This is a genomic window from Enterococcus massiliensis (assembly GCF_001050095.1).
GTDB classification, from domain to species: domain Bacteria; phylum Bacillota; class Bacilli; order Lactobacillales; family Enterococcaceae; genus Enterococcus_C; species Enterococcus_C songbeiensis.
In genome coordinates this window covers 155,139-171,849 of the sequence record NZ_CVRN01000007.1, presented here as the reverse complement: position 1 = coordinate 171,849, position 16,711 = coordinate 155,139, and the positions used below count along the sequence as shown (strand labels likewise).

Below are 16,711 nucleotides of genomic sequence, written 5' to 3'. Positions count from 1 at the left end.
TAGAAATGACCAGCTTTTGACCAGCTCTTTTACTGATGAGCCATCATATCAGCAAAGTCTTGACCTGTTTTCTTAGGTGCATTATTTGTAATATGTGCATAGATGTCTAATGTCACTTTACTATTTTCATGCCCTAATCGTTGTTGAACTACCTTGACAGATTCTCCTGCTTCTAATAATAAACTAGCATGTGTATGTCTAAACCCATGAGGTGTAATACGAGGCAAGTTATATTTTTTCAAAATATATCTTAACCAATCATTAACAGTGTTTGGAATGTATAGAGTGTTTTTAACTGTTGTAAAAACATGTTGCTCTTTAGAGCTAGTATTGTATCCAAGTTTTAAATACTCTTCTTTTTGCTGTAATTTCCAGTTGTTGAGGATAGAAAGAGTCTCAGTATCTAAAGAGATAACTCGTCTAGAAGCTCTTGTTTTCGGAGATTGAATTATAACGTTACCAAATTCATCTACAGCAAGAGTTTTATTGACATGTAGTTCTTTATTAAACGTATCTATGTCTTTCCACTGTAAAGCGAGTACTTCACTCTTTCTCATACCTGTGTATGCCAATAATCTGAAGAAGGCGTATTGTTTCATGTTACCAAAATCTTTAAAAGCATCCAGTAAATCATTAAGCTCCTCTTTTGAGTAAAATTTACGATTTTTCTCATACTCTTTTTTTCGTGGAAGAAGTGTTTTTTCCATAGGATTATTGTCAATATATTGCATTGCAACCCCGTAGCGTAAAATTTGTGCAGTCTGTTTTCTCATATAGTCGTAACTTTCATATTTACTGTGCCATTCATCTACCACTTTTTGACAATATGGGACAGAGATATTCGATAATTTAAGCTTACCAAATGCTGGAAGTATTTGATTATTTGCGTATCTTACTGAAATTGCGATTGTTGAAGCTTTAACACTGGTACGCTGATGAGCTATCCATTCATTATACAGGTCTTCAAATGTCATATCAGGTGCTTTCTTTTTAACACCGTATAATATTTGATGTCTGTATTCGTCATAATCTTTTTGAGCTTCTTGTTTGCTACTAAAACCTCTTCTCGTAGTATTTATTTTTTCACCAGTTCGTGGATCGGTGGCAATGTGTCCTTTATACATCCACGCCACTTGACCGTTTTTCTTTTTGTACTTTGATATTTTTGCCATGAAATCATCTCCTCTTAGTTTACAAGGAGTACTTACCACTAGATGGTATCACCTCCCTTCATTTTTTTCTTAGTGTATTTTTTCCCAATTGATGAAATCGTTTGTTCTAGCTTGTTTATATTATCAGTAATTTCTCTCACAGCTTCTTCGGGATAAGACATGTCTTTCAATTGAATAGGTAGCCATTCATCTACCATTCTTTCTAGTAGTTCTTCTATACTGCTAGTGAGGAAAAGAATGTTATTGTCAAATTCTTCTATAATAGCATTGATGAATAATTCTTCTATTTTTAAGATATTGAAAAGACTAATTTTTTCAATTTTAACTTTATTACAAGTCTTGTTAGCAATAAATTCTTGCATCTCTGGTTCTAATTTGGAATATCTATCTAGCCATGTATCTAAATTAGAGTGTACTGGCGGGAACTGTTGACGAAGATGCTGGAACAGGTTTTTATCTGGAAATGTTATACCATCTAGTACAATGCTATCTCTATAAAGAATAATTCCCAAAATATATTCTTCTACATTGCCACAAACTAACTCTTCTATACTCATATTTCCCAAATCAGCAATTCGGGATAATCGCTCTGGTATTGGTAAATAGGTTCCCTTTTCCCATTCGTAGATAGTTTTTTTGTCAATCAATTGACCGTTGTTAATCATAAGACCAAATGCTGGTTGTGTTAATTTTTTACTCTTTCTTATAGCTTTTATTTTTGTTCCGAGTATCTTTTTTCGTTCTAAATAATTTATTGGTGGACGCTTTATCATATTGACCACACCTCCTAAAATTAGTATACCTTAAAAAAGGGGTGTTGTAAATAAATTTAACAAAACTATTGACACCCCTTTTTCGTCGAGGTATTATGTGTATGTCGATGAACTGGTAATCATTTTTTGTTTGATTAATCGGTTAATAACAAAATAATTTTATTTTGAGCAAAAAATACGAAGATAATTCTTAGAAAATTTGTTCAAGCAATCACGAAAGGAGGGGGAAATATGTCTCTACAAATCATTGATAGCATTGTTTCTATACAAGTTGAACAACAAGTGAAAGAGATAATTACAGTGCTAAAGCCTATGCTAGAAGACATTATTTCTGGAGTTACTCTAGAGTATATGGACTATCAGCAGGCAAGTGAATATCTAGGTGTATCAGTAGGAACGATTAGAAAATATGTTTCTCAATACGGGTTACCTGTTATAAAAATTGATACGGTCATTAGATTCAAAAAATCTGATATTGATAGTTTCATGGAACGGTATAAAGGTTGAGTAAACAAATAAGACTAAAACATATAGTAATAAAGAGTTTGTTTTTATTATCTGTATGTTTTAGTCTTTAACAGAATTTTATAAGGAGGAAACACCAATGATTAATATTCCAATCAATGTAGATAAAGAAAGACTATTAGAGAAACCAGTTATAGATGATGAAAAAAAGAAAATACGAAAAAGATGTTTAGATAACTACAGAGAAGTTACAAGAGATGAGTTTGTAGAGATACTAAATTCATCACAATCATTTATTCCAAGCAAGACAAAGAATAAAGGCAACAAAAGTGAAGAGTTTTTAGAAACTAGAGTAATTATTCTGGATGTCGATAACACTGTTAAAGATGAGAAGGGGAAGGTAGTAGATTTAAGTAAAGATGATAGTAGATACTTAAGCATAGAAAAGGCTTTATCTATCAATTTAGTTCATAATTCTGCGTTTGCGATACAAAAAAGTATTCGGTACTCTGAAAATCTAGAAAAATTCAAGATTGTCTTTCTATTAAAAGAAGCAATTACTGACTATAGTAAAATGGTTGCTGTTTACGAATACTTGAAAAAAATCATACCCGGGTGTGATGACAATGTAAATGCTTCGAATAGAATGTTTTTTGGAGGATATAAGTCAGATGCAGTGATAATAATTAATGAAGACAACATGTTAGATATTACTGAGCTTCCGATTGATTTTACCATGACATGTTCTAAAAATTGTCAAAGTGATTCAGGGAGAGAGTATGAACTAGTCAATGAAACTGATTTTGTTAAGTTGATAAAAAATGACGACAAAGAAGAAATGAAACAGTGGTTTAAAGACTGCTTGTTTGATTCCTCCGACATGTCTTTCAATGAGATTTATGAAAGATTGTTAACCATTGATATGGATAAATTACTTAAGTCAAGTAAAAACTTAAGATGTTTGTTTCACGACGACCATAATCCCTCTGCTAGTATTTTTACCAGTAAAACTGGGCATTCCATTTTTTATTGTCATTCCAGTAATTGTAGTATCAGTGAAAATTTTATTGGGGTTGTGATGTTAATTCTAAAGAAAGATAGTCGGGTAGAAACATTTAATTGGCTATTAGAGAACCTAGACCTGTATCCTACACATTTTCGAAAATTGAAAGAGGAATCAAAAGTACTTTTTGACACTCTTGAATCAATGGAAGACAAACTTTTCAGGACAATAAGGAATTATCTAGAGGAAATGCGACATGTCTATGATATCTTGCTTTCTGATGTTAATTTTTTTGATGATAGTAAGGAAAGTGTAACTTGTATTTTGTCAGGAGAACAGCTAGCTAAAAAAATGAGTTCTTACTATGGTAAAGCTTATGGCATAGATAAATGTAATAAGTTACTATCATTTATGACATTTATAGGATTGATAAAAAAATTAGATGATGAAGATGTTCCTTTGAAGATGCTCGAATACCTAAATAGGTTAAAGGAAGAGAAAGCGTTAGGAAACTTTAATCATAAGAGAAGCAATGTCTATCGATTAGACGTTTTTAATGCAACTTCTGTGATTCAAAAATTGAACGAAGACATCCTTCCACTTCTGAAAAAATTTCATTTTACATATCAATATTTTTCTTATGATTGGGTTAAGATGTGTTTTAACGAAAAAGAGGCTAAAAGAGTATTTCCTCAAAATTTTCGGTCAGAACTCAGCAAGGAAAAACAATTGATTCTAGATGAGGCACATGAAGTTTTACAGGGCTTATCGTGGCAAGGAACATATATAATGACAGAGAAAGAACTTACTAACACTGTTTGTGAACGTCTACGTAATGTTGGGAATAACAGCGTGGAAAATGCTTTAAAAGAAAACAGAGGCTACTTTGTTAAACAAGGATTCACTCTTGAACGAGCTTCTAAGGATATTAAGAGACTATACAATGTGAAAGCAAGCAGTAGTTTTTTAGTATATCTAGCGAAAGGGGCAGGGATAGATGAAGTAATAAAAGAATTGATATTATCAGGAGTTGGATTAGTTCCTCTTTATCAATTTACAAGTGTAACAAGAGATGATGGACGGAGAGTAAGGAAGAGAAAAGACCCAATTGTATTAAACTAGACAGGTTATCCATAGCTCTTAATCTTATTTCATCTCAATACACCCACCGTTAAAGTTCGGTGGGTTATTTATTTTTCAATCTTTCAATAGCTGATTGCGTTCATTTTCTTGCCTTTTTAATAGCTTCATATAATTAATTGTTCGAACTGCATCTTCAGTGCTAAGAGAGCGATAGAGAGCCAAAAACTCTTCCTCATAATCTACGACAACATTGTCTAGAAAATGGCTTACAGGGGTTCCTAGGGCTCTAGAAAGAGCTGTTAAGCTATCTAAGTTAGGTTCTGTTACAGAATTTTCCCATCTTGCTACTGCCTGTTGTGTAGAGAAGATTTTTTCAACTAATTCTTTTTGTGTCCACCCGAGAGCTTTTCGCTTTTCTCTAATGACCTTTGCATATTGTTTCTGTTTCATTAATACACCCCCTTCTCAGTAGAGAACAACAAGTTGTTGTATTTGTAATGATATTTGAAGTTTTTATGTATTTTATGAGTTGAAATACATCATATTGTTGTATATAACAAAATAGGGGGGAGAATCATGAAAAAAATAAGTAATCTCAGCCGATACAGAAAAGAAAAAGGACTTTCCCAAACTGAGTTAGCCAAAAAAATGAATGTTACACAGCAATGTATAAGTTCATGGCAAACAGGGAGAACGATTCCTAAACCCTATCAAATGAAAATGCTTTCTGAGATATTAAGTGTACCAATAAATGAGCTGTTTTCTGATGTGTTTAATAAAGTAAACAGTTAACTAATAAGCAATTGAATGATTTTAGGAGGAGAAGACATGTATTGTAGAAAATGTGGTAAAGAAATAACAGATGAAAGTAAGTATTGCCAGTTTTGCGGAGCATTACAAGAAACAGATAAGACAACCGGAACAGACACAGTAAAGAAAAGTACTGAGCAGACATTTAGTGAAATGAAGGAACAAATCGTACATGGACAAGAGACAGGGAAGCTGTATTTGATTATTGGTTGGATTTCTATGGTAGTATCGTTAGCATTTATTCCTGTTGTATTTGGTGCAGTTGCTGTTATTATGGGTTACTTATATCGAGAGAAAGATGAACAAATGGGTACGATTTTGATGATAGCAGGGGTAGCTGGAGCCATCTTTGGTGTACTTTTAGGGATGTCAATGTACTGATAATAGGGATAAGAGCAAATTATTTTGGAGATAGGAGATAAAAAGTTGAATAAAGTAAATATGAACAAGAAGTTTGTCATTATAAGTATCGTCGTATTGGCTATTATAGGTATAATTTTTTCAAGAATGACGGGTTCATCTGGACTAGAGAAGTCATCTGTACCATTGGTAACTCAGATTTTACAAGAACAGTACAACTTAAATCGATCATGTGATGATGTGACGATCACTCATGATAATGGTGATAACACGTACCGGGCTAAAGCTACGTTAGACAATGGAAGTGCTATTAATATAAATATAGAATACTACCCAAAGAAAGACCGTGTTTATGTAGAGATACCATATACTGAGGTGTTAATGTTAAATTGATTTAAATATATTATGCATACCGTCCAAACAGAAACTCCTAAAGGTGTAAGCTTACTAAGGAGTTTTTTTGATTCCCTGTAAATAATAGTCTGATGATTGCTGGGAAAATCTTTACATTAGTCACTGTTATAACAGCAGTGTATAGGAGGAAAAATGAAAAAGAAAAAATTATTATGGATTTGTTTGGCAATTTTATTGATGATTGGAGGAATTGAGATATTTACCACATATAGATTAAAAACGAATCAGCCTAAACAATATGTATCAGACATGTTAAATATTATTGAAGAAATAGACTCAGAAATGAAAGCTTTCTCAAAAACTTCTATGGATTTGGGAGAAAGATATGATTTTAAGGGTTTTATGGAAGATAAAATGGACGAGGTATCAAGTAGGGAAATTCCAGAAGGCACACCTAAAGCTGTTAGGGACACCAAAGATACTCTTCTTGAAGCGATTGATAACGTGAACACAGCTTTACTAACTAATGATGTAAAATTATTGGAACAAGGCCAGCTTTATTTTAGTATGGCTCAAGCCATATATATAGAGTTTTTAGATGGAAATATAAAAGAGAAGCCACTTAATGAAAAACTTAATTCATTTGTAGAAACATACACAGCTATACCACCTACTTGGAAACTTGTAAATGAAGATAAAGGAATCACGATAAATACTGATACAGAGATTTCTTCAGATGCTCAATTTTTATCAGATTTATTAGCTAATCTAACAGGTATCAGTAATGCAGTGACAGAGCAAGTTGGTAAAGATATCCCACTTAGGTTACTTGAAAATGGGAAAAAAGATTATTCTGTGGTATTTAAGAACGGACAGGTAACTGATTACAACGAAGTATTTAAAAAAGTTATTGAATAACGGTTTTTCCATCTTTTTATTAATTACCCCACCCCGTTGTTATATGACCGTACTTATACATCTCCAGTAGCTTAGGATAAGCTACTGGGGGTATTTTTTTTTCGGATTTGGAGCCCGACTATATTTATTTGTATCTGAAATGAAACGGAGATAGTTTCATTAAACGTTGATATATAAGTGTTTTAGACTGTTTCAGGTAGTGATTTTAGTGAAAAAATTTTTAAGAAATTTGTATATTTTATACTACTAGACAGTACTGTTTTTTTATGAAAAAATCATATGTAATTGTTTCATATGTATCTGAAATGGTTCTAAAGATAACTATGTAGAAATATAAAAAATAAGTTAACGATCAGTCTAAGTTATATCAAACAACGTTAGACTCCTTTCGCGTAGTTTATTAGCAAGAATAAGTTTCTTTCTTTTTTTTTGCTTTTTCTAAAAGGGAGTATGCTAAAATAAGAGGGTATATAGCAACTTTAAATAAGAGATAGGAGTGTATCTTTTTGGGTGCAGAATTAAATCAGAAGTTATTTAGTGCGGCAGATAATCTCCGTAGTAAAATGGATGCGTCAGAATATAAAAATTATTTATTGGGACTGATTTTCTATAAATATTTATCCGATCGATTGTTGGAACAAGTGGTTCTTTTAGCAGATGAATCCTTAGAGGAATATGATACGGTAAGCAAACAAACGATGTTGTATCGTGAATTACTTTCAGATGAAGAATCAAAAGAAGACCTGATTGCCACAATCGTTGATATTTTGGGGTATTCGATCTCACCAGAGTATCTTTTCAATGTGTTAGCAGATCAAGCAAAACAAGCAATTTTTCAATTGAATGATTTAAATAAAGCATTTGTACAACTTTCAACGACCTATGACCAATTCAATGGGTTATTTGATGATGTGGATCTCCAATCGAAAAAACTTGGGACAGATGAGCAACAACGAAATGTCACGATTACCGAAGTTATCAAGAAATTAAACGACGTAGATGTTTTAGGACATGATGGAGACGTGATCGGGGATGCGTATGAATTTCTGATCAGTCAATTTGCTTCAGAAGCAGGGAAGAAAGCCGGAGAATTTTACACACCTCATATGGTTTCTGATATGATGGCGCAAATCGTAACGCTCGATCAAAAGGAACGACGATTCTTTAGTGTTTTTGATCCAACGATGGGTTCAGGTTCATTGATGTTAAACGTACGTAACTACTTAACACACCCAGATAACGTTAAATATCATGGGCAAGAACTAAATACAACGACATACAATCTAGCAAAAATGAACTTGATTTTACATGGTGTCGACGCCGAAGAAATGAATCTCCGCAATGGGGATACGTTGAATAAGGACTGGCCAACAGATGAACCTTACACATTTGATGCAGTAGTGATGAATCCACCTTATTCGGCTAATTGGTCAGCAGATACGACCTTCTTAGACGATTCTCGATTTAATCGTTATGGAAAATTAGCACCAAAATCCAAAGCAGATTTTGCGTTTCTTCTTCATGGTTTCTATCATTTGAAGGAAACAGGTACCATGGCTATCGTATTGCCACACGGAGTTTTATTCCGTGGCGCTGCAGAAGGGGTCATTCGTCAAAAATTACTAGAAGATGGCAGTATTTATGCTGTGATCGGTATGCCTGCGAACTTGTTCTTTGGTACATCGATTCCAACGACGGTGATTGTATTGAAGAAGAATCGTCAAACTCGAGATGTATTATTCATTGATGCTAGTCGTGAATTTGTTAAAGGGAAAAATCAGAATAAATTATCGGAAGAAAACATTCAAAAAATCCTAGAAACCTACGCTGAAAGAAAAGATGTCGAGAAATACGCTCATTTGGCAACCTTTGATGAAATCAAAGAAAATGACTATAACTTAAATATCCCACGCTATGTAGATACGTTTGAAGAAGAAGAACCAATTGATATGGTTCATGTCGGAAATGACATCAAGAAGATACGACAAGAACAGCAAGTGCTAGAAAAAGAACTTTTAGAAGCTATCTCTTCCCTGCAAACAACACCTGAAAATGAAGCGTGGTTACAAGGTGCGCTGGAGGTGTTCAAACATGAGCAATGATATACAACCAGAAATTCGTTTCCCAGGATTTACGGAAGATTGGGAAGAGCGTAAGCTATCGGAAATGGCAAACTTCTCAAAAGGGAATGGCTATTCTAAGGCTGATTTAGCAGAAGAAGGACATCCTGTCATTTTGTATGGTCGGCTTTATACGAAATACGAGACTATTATTGAAAACGTTGATACCTTTGCAGAATTGAAAGAAAAGTCGGTTATAAGTAATGGTGGAGAAGTCATTGTTCCAGCATCTGGTGAAACCCCAGAAGACATTTCAAGAGCCTCAGTCGTTGATGTTTCAGGTGTTGCTCTAGGTGGAGACTTGAATATCATCAAAACAAAGTCAGAACTTGACCCAATTTTCTTAGCTCTCACAATCTCAAATGGAAGTCAGCAAAAAGAAATGACGAAGCGAGCACAAGGAAAATCCGTTGTTCATTTACACAATTCTGACCTCAAAGAAGTCAACCTACTCTATCCAAAACTTGATGAGCAAGTTAAGATTGGCTCGTTTTTCAAGAAGTTAGACGTATCCATCGCCCTCCATCAACGTAAGCTAGATTTGCTGAAGGAAACGAAAAAAGGATTTTTACAAAAAATGTTCCCTAAAAACGGAGCAAAAGTGCCAGAAATTCGGTTTCCTGGATTTACGAAAGATTGGGAAGAGCGGAAATTGGGAGATGTTTTCTCTGAACGATCAGAACGTAGTAGTGAGGGAGAGCTTATCTCGGTTACAATTAACTCAGGAGTTATAAAGGCAAGTGAACTTGATAGAAAAGATAATTCTAGTGATAATAAATCAAATTACAAGAAAGTTGAAGTTGGTGATATTGCGTATAATTCAATGCGGATGTGGCAAGGCGCAAGCGGATATTCTTCTTATGAGGGGATTCTAAGCCCTGCATATACTGTTATTATTCCTAAAGAAGGAACTGATTCAAAATTCTTTGCGTATGATTTTAAGCGATATGACATGATTCAAACATTCAAGAGAAATTCACAAGGCCTGACATCTGACACATGGAATTTGAAATTTCCAACACTAAAATTAGTCAAGATAATGGTTCCTAGCATTGAGGAACAGAAACAGATTGCTGCATTTTTTGAGAGGCTTGATAATACTATTGCCCTTCATGAGCGCGAATTAGATGTACTAAAAGAAACGAAAAAAGGCTTCTTACAAAAGATGTTTGTTTAGGGAGGGAAGAAGAATGAAAATTAGTCACCGTGAGGAAGCGGAAGTCGAAGAACAGTTGATTCGTGTCCTCGGGGAAGGACATAATCAGTGGACGTATCGTCCGGATCTAAAATCAGAAGAAGATCTTTGGGTTAATTTACGTCAAAAAATCATCTCAAACAATCAAGCGGAACTGAATGATTCTCCTTTGACCGATAAAGAGTTTGAAACGATCAAAACCGAATTATTGCTACGGACGAAAACCCCATTTGATGCTGCGAAATGGTTAAAAGGTGAAAATGGGATGGCTCGGATCACGATTGAACGGGAAGATTCGCAATTAGGTTCTGTCTCACTTATCCTTTATTCCAATCAAGACATTGGTGGAGGAATCTCTACTTATGAAGTGGTCCATCAAATTGCAAAACGTGGAAGTAACATAGAAGCACGGGATCGACGTTTTGACGTCACCTTATTGATCAATGGATTACCGATTGTTCAAATCGAGTTGAAACAAGTAACCGCAAAAGATGGTTTTCATCAGGCCTTTAACCAAATCAAAAAATATGCAGAAGAAGGCATGTTTCGGAACAATATCTTTTCGACCTTACAGTTGTTTGTGGTTTCTAATGAACAAACGACTCGGTATTTTGCAAATGCCTTACCGAAGGATTTACATCCTAAGTTTTTATTTAGTTGGCGAACGAAAGATAATAAAAAGGTAGAAAACTTATATGAGTTTTGCAAACAAGTGCTAAATATCCCGGATGCCCATCGCTTGATTGCGGATTATACGATTGTCAGTGAAGATCAAGACAATAAAACCCTCATGGTGTTACATCCTTATCAAGTGCATGCGATTCAAGCCTTGTTTATTGCCGCAAATAAACATCAATCAGGGTATGTGTGGCATGCGACTGGTTCAGGAAAGACGTTGACTAGTTTTGTATCTACTAAGCTTTTAGCACGAAAATCGGGGATCGATCGAACGATCATGTTAGTGGACCGCAAAGATTTAGATAATCAGACCACCACAGAGTTTACGAAATTTGCTTCGGAATTTAATACGGGGATTTCTTCTGGGAATGCCAAAGCAAATAGCTTGATTGTTGGAACGGGAAGTGCCAAAGAATTAAGTGAAACCCTGTTGGCGGATGCCAATGCGAATGTTGTGATCATTACAACCCGTCAAAAGCTGGATGCCGCATTGAAATATGCAAAGAAACAAGAAGAGAAAAAAGGAACCAATCGCTTCCAAAAATTAATGGGGCAACATATCGTGTTTGTAGTAGATGAGTGTCATCGAGCGTTAAGTGCTGAAAATATGGAAGAAATCAAAAAAATGTTTCCGAAATCCACTTGGTTTGGCTTTACAGGTACACCGATTTTCCCTGAGAATCGGAAACAAGCCAAAGGGCAATTGGCACGTACGACCCATGATCAGTATGGGGAAGTCTTGCACACCTATACCATCAAGAATGCGCTAGAAGATGGCTCTGTTTTAGGATTTCAAGTAGAGCATGAAAACACCGTGGAGCCGACTTCACTAGAGAATAAAATCTATCGGAAATTAAAAGAAGTAGAAACATATGCAGAGTATTCACCGGAACAGATCAATCGTATGATTGATCAAATGGAGCCTGTCAAAAAAGAAAGTTATTTGGACCCTACTGTTTTTGAAGCAGATGAACATATCCAAAAAGTCATTCATAAAATGTTCCGTCCAGACAATGCCTATACAAAATTTGATTTTCGAAATGGCCGTCCAACGAAGTCTGCGATCTTAACCACGAGTTCCATTGACATGGCCAAAAAGTATTATCGAGCGATCAAAGAAATGACGAAAGAGCCCGATTGGTTAACAAAAGAGTTTCCCAATCAGCCCATTCGTGAAGGACGAACGATGGAGGATCCTGATTTCCCACGAATCGCTATTACCTATTCATTAGAAGAAAATAGCCGAGATTCAAGTGCCCAACAAGAAGAAATGCAAAAAATTATTGAGGAATATAATCAGTATTATGATACTGCCTGGTCATTAGCAGACATTGAGCGTTATAACGGAGACATCAATAATCGTTTGGCACGAAAAAGAGCGGAATTCAAACAATTTGGGAAACAAATTGATTTAGTGATCGTAGTGGATCGTCTGTTGACAGGTTTTGATGCCCCTACGATTCAAACGCTATTTGTGGATCGTAATCTAGAGTATGCAGGATTGATCCAAGCTTTTTCACGTACGAATCGTACGTATCCTGATAAGACAAAAGGATTGATTGTGACGTTTCGTAAGCCAGCCACAATGGAGAAGAATGTCGAGGATGCGACAAAACTGTATTCAGAAGCAAAAGAAGAATCGGGTTTGATTTATCCAAGTTATCAGGAATCCAAAAAAAGATTCAAACAAGCATATGGTAAGTTAAAAGAGGTTTCATCCATGGAATCCATTGATGAACATACTCCTCTTGAAACTCGTATCGAATATATCAAAGCATTTCAAGAATTGAATCGTGCGTATGAATCGTTAGTGACTTATGACGATTACAATGATGACATGGTGAAATCTCCAACTTTGAACAATCAAATTCAACTTTTGGAAGAACAAATTGGCGTGTACGAGACCGTGAAGGGTTCCTTAATAGAGGAAGAACCAGAAAAAGAGGGAGAAGATTTTTCAACGATCGAATTTTATAGTGAAAATACCACTAAGTTGTATGATATTGATTCTACTTATATTGATCAATTACTAGGAACTTATGCTGCAAATAGTTCAGATGCACGAGAAGAAATTGAAAAAGCTTTGGCTAAATTGAATAAAACAGAAGGAGTCAAAGAAGTTTACCGACAAATTCTAAATGCATTTGATGTGGGGACTTTAGATAGTAATGAAGATATCTTTGTCATTAAACGTCGCTATTTTACACAAGCAAGTGATGATTTGATTCATGCCTTTTCCAATGAGTGGTTTGTTTCTGAGAAAGAATTACATGCTTCTAATCTGCAATATCTACCAGGTGAAGATCCAATTCCTAATATGAAAGCAATTATCTACAGTAAGGATTACGAAGGATATAAAGCCAAACATCCAGAAGCGAAGCCATTTAAATACACACAAGAAATGAAGCGAGCATGGCGTAAAATGTTAGATGATGAGTTGATTCCCCTTGAAAATGAATTGAGGTAAACGAGAAGAGTTAAGAAAATTGTACGATTCAAAGATGGTAGTAAAGTGGAAGTGTAGAAAATAGGGATAGTTGTCTTTTATTTGTTCATATTTTATAACGAAGTATTTAAGACAGCTATTGAATAATGTTTCCTCCACCTTTTTCATTCATTTACCCCACCCCGTTGTTATATGACCGTGTTTCGAGAGGAATCTATAAAAAGCATAGGCTAACTAGGGGTTCCTTTTTCTTTTGTTTTTTTGGAATCCGCTTAAGTGAAATGTATCTGAAATGAAACGGAGATAAAGTGATTTTTTGCTGTAATGACAAGGTTTTAGCTGTTTCAGATACCATGTAACCCAAAATAGTTTATTGAGAAAATAGGGGAGTATTTGATACTAACTAGTAGGAAAAAATGAGATAAAAATTAAATGGAATCATTTCAGGTAATCTGAAATAAAAAATATACAGCCCTGCGGTACTTTACCTATAGGGCTGTATATATTTTTTTACTCTCAGCGTTTTTGACTCCGTGTCTGACTCCGTTTTATTGATTTTAAATGTTATTCAATGACCATTTAACAGGTCAAATTTGATGTTTTTGACTCCGTATGACGCCGTTTGATATCTAGTGATATAGTGATTTGAGTCTATATCGAACAAGGGAATAATCCAATAAAAAATGATTTAGAATATCAAAATAACAAAAAAGAGGACTACCTGTATTCGTCCTCTTTTTTGACCAGATTTTGACCAGTCTAATTTACATTCTAATATATTCATATGAGCTAATTTTTTGATTAAATGGTAAGTTTTTCCTTGTTTGTTTTAGTTTAAACTAGTGTGTAATTTAAAAATCTATATGGAAGGATTGGTCGGTAATATATTTTATTTTGGTAGTTTATTTAGTTTTGCTATCAAAAACACGCCACGCAACTTGAATACGTTTTTGAATACGATTAGAAAACCAATCAAGATGAATTATCATCAATAAAGAGATTGGCTTTATTCAACAATCGTTGAAATACCAACTATCGTCAATTATCTTTAATGAACTTAACTTTATGACTGAAACAGAATAACTTGATTCCCCAAATAACTTCTCTACCTGCTATTTTGGCTACGGTATTGGCTACGTTCCCGATGATAGTATCTACCGATATATACCGTCAGTCTATAGTAATTTGTTAAATCAAATATTTCTACAAAGCCTATTCCTTTCCTCTGATTCCCAAAAGAGTCATTGTAAGGGTCAGTAGGCTAACATAATATTATATCTAAGCTGAAAATACTGTTTCACAGGTATCTCCAGCTTTTTTACATAACTTAAAAACCCCCGCAGAAACTCACTTTCTCCTTACAAAAACCTTTCAATATTGTTACCGCAGTTTAGGTCTTAAGCCTGATTAGTTAAGAAGCATATTTGTTAATATAGTTATATATTCGAAAGGAGAGAGAGATGAAAACAATCGTAAAAGTAATCGTATCAGTCGGGATTTTTCTTTTGCTTCTATGCGGAGGAAGTTTGTTCTACACCAAAAATTCATCAGGAGAGATGGCTGCTCTTTTAGATCAATTAAATCCGCTTGTACCGGAGAGCGAAGTGTATGTTAAAACGCAGGATCCTGAATCGGTCAATGGATATGGGACCGCAGCTTATAAACAAACAGCTGCGGCTTCTGATGGCACAACGAGAACGTTGGAATTTAATGGGCTCCAAGTATTGAAGAAGGACCGGTATTTAAAATTGATCAATAAAGGTGCTCACGTGGAGACTTATGAAGAGATACCAGAAAAAGAGGTTCCTCAAAAAGCATTAGAAAAAATCAAGTAAAAAATGGGATTAGAGATTTCCTTTCACTCGGTCAAAAGAAGGATGTCTTTCATTTAAAGATATGGTATCTTTAGCATAATCAAAAGAAAAGAGGTTCACGAAATGAGTTGTTTGGGAAATATTATTTGGTTGATTTTTGGTGGCTTGGGAGGCGCAATCAGCTGGTTTTTGGCTGGATGTTTATGGTCGATCACGATTATTGGGATTCCCATAGGAAAGCAATGTTTTAAATTGGCTTCGATGTCCTTGGCGCCTTTTGGTAAAACAGTTGTTTATGAAGGAAATGGCGTTTCCTTTATTTTAAATATCATTTGGTTGTTGGTATCCGGCATTCCATTAGCTTTGGCTCATGTGGCGAGTGCAATTTTATTGGCAATCACAATTATCGGGATTCCCTTTGCAAGTCAGTCATTAAAAATGGCTCGCTTGGCGTTAATGCCATTTGGTGCAAGGATTGTTTCTGAATAAGGGTGAAAATTTAGTCCGGACCATGAAAAGTACGTTGCAAAATAGTAGAAATGGGAAAAAATTGTACACAGTCAAGCTAGTTTTGGCTGTGTTTTTTTGTAAAAAATGGTCTAGCAACAATTAAAATACAAATGTGATTTTATCACCGATAGTTTTTTTAAAATTAGCTATTCTTAAACCAAGAATAGTTTTTTTTTTGAAAAATTAAAAAGACGGGGGAGGCATTATGGAGGACATGAAAGTGCGTCAAAAGGAAGTTAGTGAGAAACTGCCAGTATTAAAAGAAATCAATGAAGCGTTCTTGACACTTGTTTGGGAAAATGCTCTTTGCATCAATGTTCCTAAAGGCGGGAAAGTTATTTACCAAGAAGATTCCTGTCAAGTCGTTCCGTTTTTGATTCGAGGAAATATCCGGAAGTATAAGATTTCTAATGATGGCAAAGAGTTTACTTTGTTTCATATTGAACCGGGGGAATTTTGTTTTTTTAGTGCGGCCTGCAGTATGTATCAAAAGGATTTTCCGGTATTTTCCGAGATTGAAGAAGGAAGTCTGATCTTTTCGTTGCCTCGAGAAATATTTAAGAAATTACTGGCAGACGAAGCATGGCAAAAATATGTAAGTCAGATTTTTTCGAAAAAAATCTTTGAGCTCATGACAACTGTGAGTGAAGTAGTTTTTGATTCTATGCCGCAACGAATCGCCAAGTATTTGCTGCATAATAACAAAAAGAATTTCGTTCAGACAACTCACGAGCGGATTGCTCTTGAACTTGGTTCTGCACGGGAGGTAGTAACTCGTATTTTACGGGATTTTCAGAAAATAGGTGTTTTAGCATTATCTAGAGGTAAAATTCAGGTTATTGAAGTTACTGGTCTGGAAAGAATTGCCCAAGGAGAAAAGCTTTCTTTGCACTAATTAAAAAATTCATCCTACGCATGGAAACCCTTCAAGAGAGTTTCTATGCGTTTTTTTGACTAAACAGTTTCTTGTATCCCATTAGTTGATAAAAAATACTAAAAGTTAACAACTG

General features: G+C 34.9%; 15 protein-coding genes. 12 read left to right on the top strand and 3 right to left on the bottom strand.

Annotation, left to right across the window (positions count from 1 at the left end):
• Nucleotides 1-29: 29 nt before the first annotated feature.
• Nucleotides 30-1,172: a tyrosine-type recombinase/integrase gene (locus BN1875_RS08075; RefSeq protein ID WP_002301919.1), complete on the bottom strand. Its 1,143-nt coding sequence runs from the start codon at nt 1,170-1,172 to the stop codon at nt 30-32.
• Nucleotides 1,173-1,210: 38 nt separating this feature from the next.
• Nucleotides 1,211-1,945 (bottom strand): helix-turn-helix transcriptional regulator, encoded by a 735-nt coding sequence (locus BN1875_RS08070; RefSeq protein ID WP_002301918.1) that lies wholly within the window; start codon nt 1,943-1,945, stop codon nt 1,211-1,213.
• A 231-nt stretch (nt 1,946-2,176) separates the two neighbouring features.
• Here BN1875_RS08070 and BN1875_RS08065 point away from each other — a divergent pair, with 231 nt between their 5' ends.
• Together BN1875_RS08065 and BN1875_RS08060 are read left to right on the top strand one after the other, a co-directional pair.
• On the top strand, nt 2,177-2,452 hold the full coding sequence (locus tag BN1875_RS08065) for a helix-turn-helix domain-containing protein (protein ID WP_002287723.1): 276 nt from the start codon (nt 2,177-2,179) through the stop codon (nt 2,450-2,452).
• 97 nt (nt 2,453-2,549) lie between these two features.
• The gene (locus BN1875_RS08060) at nt 2,550-4,535 is read left to right on the top strand and encodes a hypothetical protein (RefSeq protein ID WP_048604343.1); all 1,986 of its coding nucleotides are present in this window, start codon (nt 2,550-2,552) and stop codon (nt 4,533-4,535) included.
• Nucleotides 4,536-4,610: 75 nt separating this feature from the next.
• Here the strand turns inward: BN1875_RS08060 and BN1875_RS08055 are convergent, their stop codons facing one another.
• Nucleotides 4,611-4,946 carry a helix-turn-helix domain-containing protein gene (locus tag BN1875_RS08055; protein WP_048604342.1) on the bottom strand — a complete coding sequence of 112 codons (336 nt, stop codon included), beginning with the start codon at nt 4,944-4,946 and terminating at the stop codon, nt 4,611-4,613.
• Between the two features lie 126 nt (nt 4,947-5,072).
• Here BN1875_RS08055 and BN1875_RS08050 point away from each other — a divergent pair, with 126 nt between their 5' ends.
• From BN1875_RS08050 to BN1875_RS08005, 10 genes are all read left to right on the top strand, one after another.
• Nucleotides 5,073-5,288, top strand: a complete 216-nt coding sequence (locus BN1875_RS08050; protein WP_002324259.1) for a helix-turn-helix transcriptional regulator — start codon at nt 5,073-5,075, stop codon at nt 5,286-5,288.
• A gap of 36 nt (nt 5,289-5,324) precedes the next feature.
• Nucleotides 5,325-5,687, top strand: a complete 363-nt coding sequence (locus BN1875_RS08045) for a zinc ribbon domain-containing protein (protein ID WP_048604341.1) — start codon at nt 5,325-5,327, stop codon at nt 5,685-5,687.
• Nucleotides 5,688-5,732: 45 nt separating this feature from the next.
• Nucleotides 5,733-6,059, top strand: a complete 327-nt coding sequence (locus BN1875_RS08040) for a hypothetical protein (RefSeq protein WP_048604340.1) — start codon at nt 5,733-5,735, stop codon at nt 6,057-6,059.
• 153 nt (nt 6,060-6,212) lie between these two features.
• On the top strand, nt 6,213-6,938 hold the full coding sequence (locus tag BN1875_RS08035) for a hypothetical protein (RefSeq protein ID WP_048604339.1): 726 nt from the start codon (nt 6,213-6,215) through the stop codon (nt 6,936-6,938).
• Nucleotides 6,939-7,444: 506 nt separating this feature from the next.
• On the top strand, nt 7,445-9,040 hold the full coding sequence (locus BN1875_RS08030; protein ID WP_048604338.1) for a type I restriction-modification system subunit M: 1,596 nt from the start codon (nt 7,445-7,447) through the stop codon (nt 9,038-9,040).
• A complete protein-coding gene (locus BN1875_RS08025) occupies nt 9,030-10,235 on the top strand; it encodes a restriction endonuclease subunit S (RefSeq protein WP_048604337.1) in 1,206 nt (401 codons plus the stop codon). The genes BN1875_RS08030 and BN1875_RS08025 overlap by 11 nt, the downstream gene beginning before the upstream one ends.
• 13 nt (nt 10,236-10,248) lie before the next feature.
• On the top strand, nt 10,249-13,398 hold the full coding sequence (locus tag BN1875_RS08020; RefSeq protein WP_048604336.1) for a type I restriction endonuclease subunit R: 3,150 nt from the start codon (nt 10,249-10,251) through the stop codon (nt 13,396-13,398).
• 1,439 nt (nt 13,399-14,837) lie between these two features.
• A complete protein-coding gene (locus BN1875_RS08015) occupies nt 14,838-15,212 on the top strand; it encodes a YxeA family protein (protein ID WP_048604335.1) in 375 nt (124 codons plus the stop codon).
• Nucleotides 15,213-15,314: 102 nt separating this feature from the next.
• Complete coding sequence (locus BN1875_RS08010; protein ID WP_048604334.1) at nt 15,315-15,680, top strand: YccF domain-containing protein; 366 nt, start codon at nt 15,315-15,317, stop codon at nt 15,678-15,680.
• A 226-nt stretch (nt 15,681-15,906) separates the two neighbouring features.
• Nucleotides 15,907-16,596, top strand: coding sequence for a Crp/Fnr family transcriptional regulator (locus tag BN1875_RS08005; protein WP_048604333.1), 690 nt, complete (start codon nt 15,907-15,909; stop codon nt 16,594-16,596).
• Nucleotides 16,597-16,711 lie beyond the last annotated feature (115 nt).

What these genes read in the sequence shown, in the direction of transcription:
- BN1875_RS08075 (WP_002301919.1), bottom strand. Translation starts at nt 1,172, where the DNA reads ATGGCAAAAATATCAAAGTACAAAAAGAAAAACGGTCAAGTGGCGTGG.
- BN1875_RS08070 (WP_002301918.1), bottom strand. Translation starts at nt 1,945, where the DNA reads ATGATAAAGCGTCCACCAATAAATTATTTAGAACGAAAAAAGATACTC.
- BN1875_RS08025 (WP_048604337.1), top strand. Translation starts at nt 9,030, where the DNA reads ATGAGCAATGATATACAACCAGAAATTCGTTTCCCAGGATTTACGGAA.
- BN1875_RS08015 (WP_048604335.1), top strand. Translation starts at nt 14,838, where the DNA reads ATGAAAACAATCGTAAAAGTAATCGTATCAGTCGGGATTTTTCTTTTG.
- BN1875_RS08020 (WP_048604336.1), top strand. Translation starts at nt 10,249, where the DNA reads ATGAAAATTAGTCACCGTGAGGAAGCGGAAGTCGAAGAACAGTTGATT.
- BN1875_RS08010 (WP_048604334.1), top strand. Translation starts at nt 15,315, where the DNA reads ATGAGTTGTTTGGGAAATATTATTTGGTTGATTTTTGGTGGCTTGGGA.
- BN1875_RS08045 (WP_048604341.1), top strand. Translation starts at nt 5,325, where the DNA reads ATGTATTGTAGAAAATGTGGTAAAGAAATAACAGATGAAAGTAAGTAT.
- BN1875_RS08005 (WP_048604333.1), top strand. Translation starts at nt 15,907, where the DNA reads ATGGAGGACATGAAAGTGCGTCAAAAGGAAGTTAGTGAGAAACTGCCA.
- BN1875_RS08050 (WP_002324259.1), top strand. Translation starts at nt 5,073, where the DNA reads ATGAAAAAAATAAGTAATCTCAGCCGATACAGAAAAGAAAAAGGACTT.
- BN1875_RS08065 (WP_002287723.1), top strand. Translation starts at nt 2,177, where the DNA reads ATGTCTCTACAAATCATTGATAGCATTGTTTCTATACAAGTTGAACAA.
- BN1875_RS08055 (WP_048604342.1), bottom strand. Translation starts at nt 4,946, where the DNA reads ATGAAACAGAAACAATATGCAAAGGTCATTAGAGAAAAGCGAAAAGCT.
- BN1875_RS08060 (WP_048604343.1), top strand. Translation starts at nt 2,550, where the DNA reads ATGATTAATATTCCAATCAATGTAGATAAAGAAAGACTATTAGAGAAA.
- BN1875_RS08035 (WP_048604339.1), top strand. Translation starts at nt 6,213, where the DNA reads ATGAAAAAGAAAAAATTATTATGGATTTGTTTGGCAATTTTATTGATG.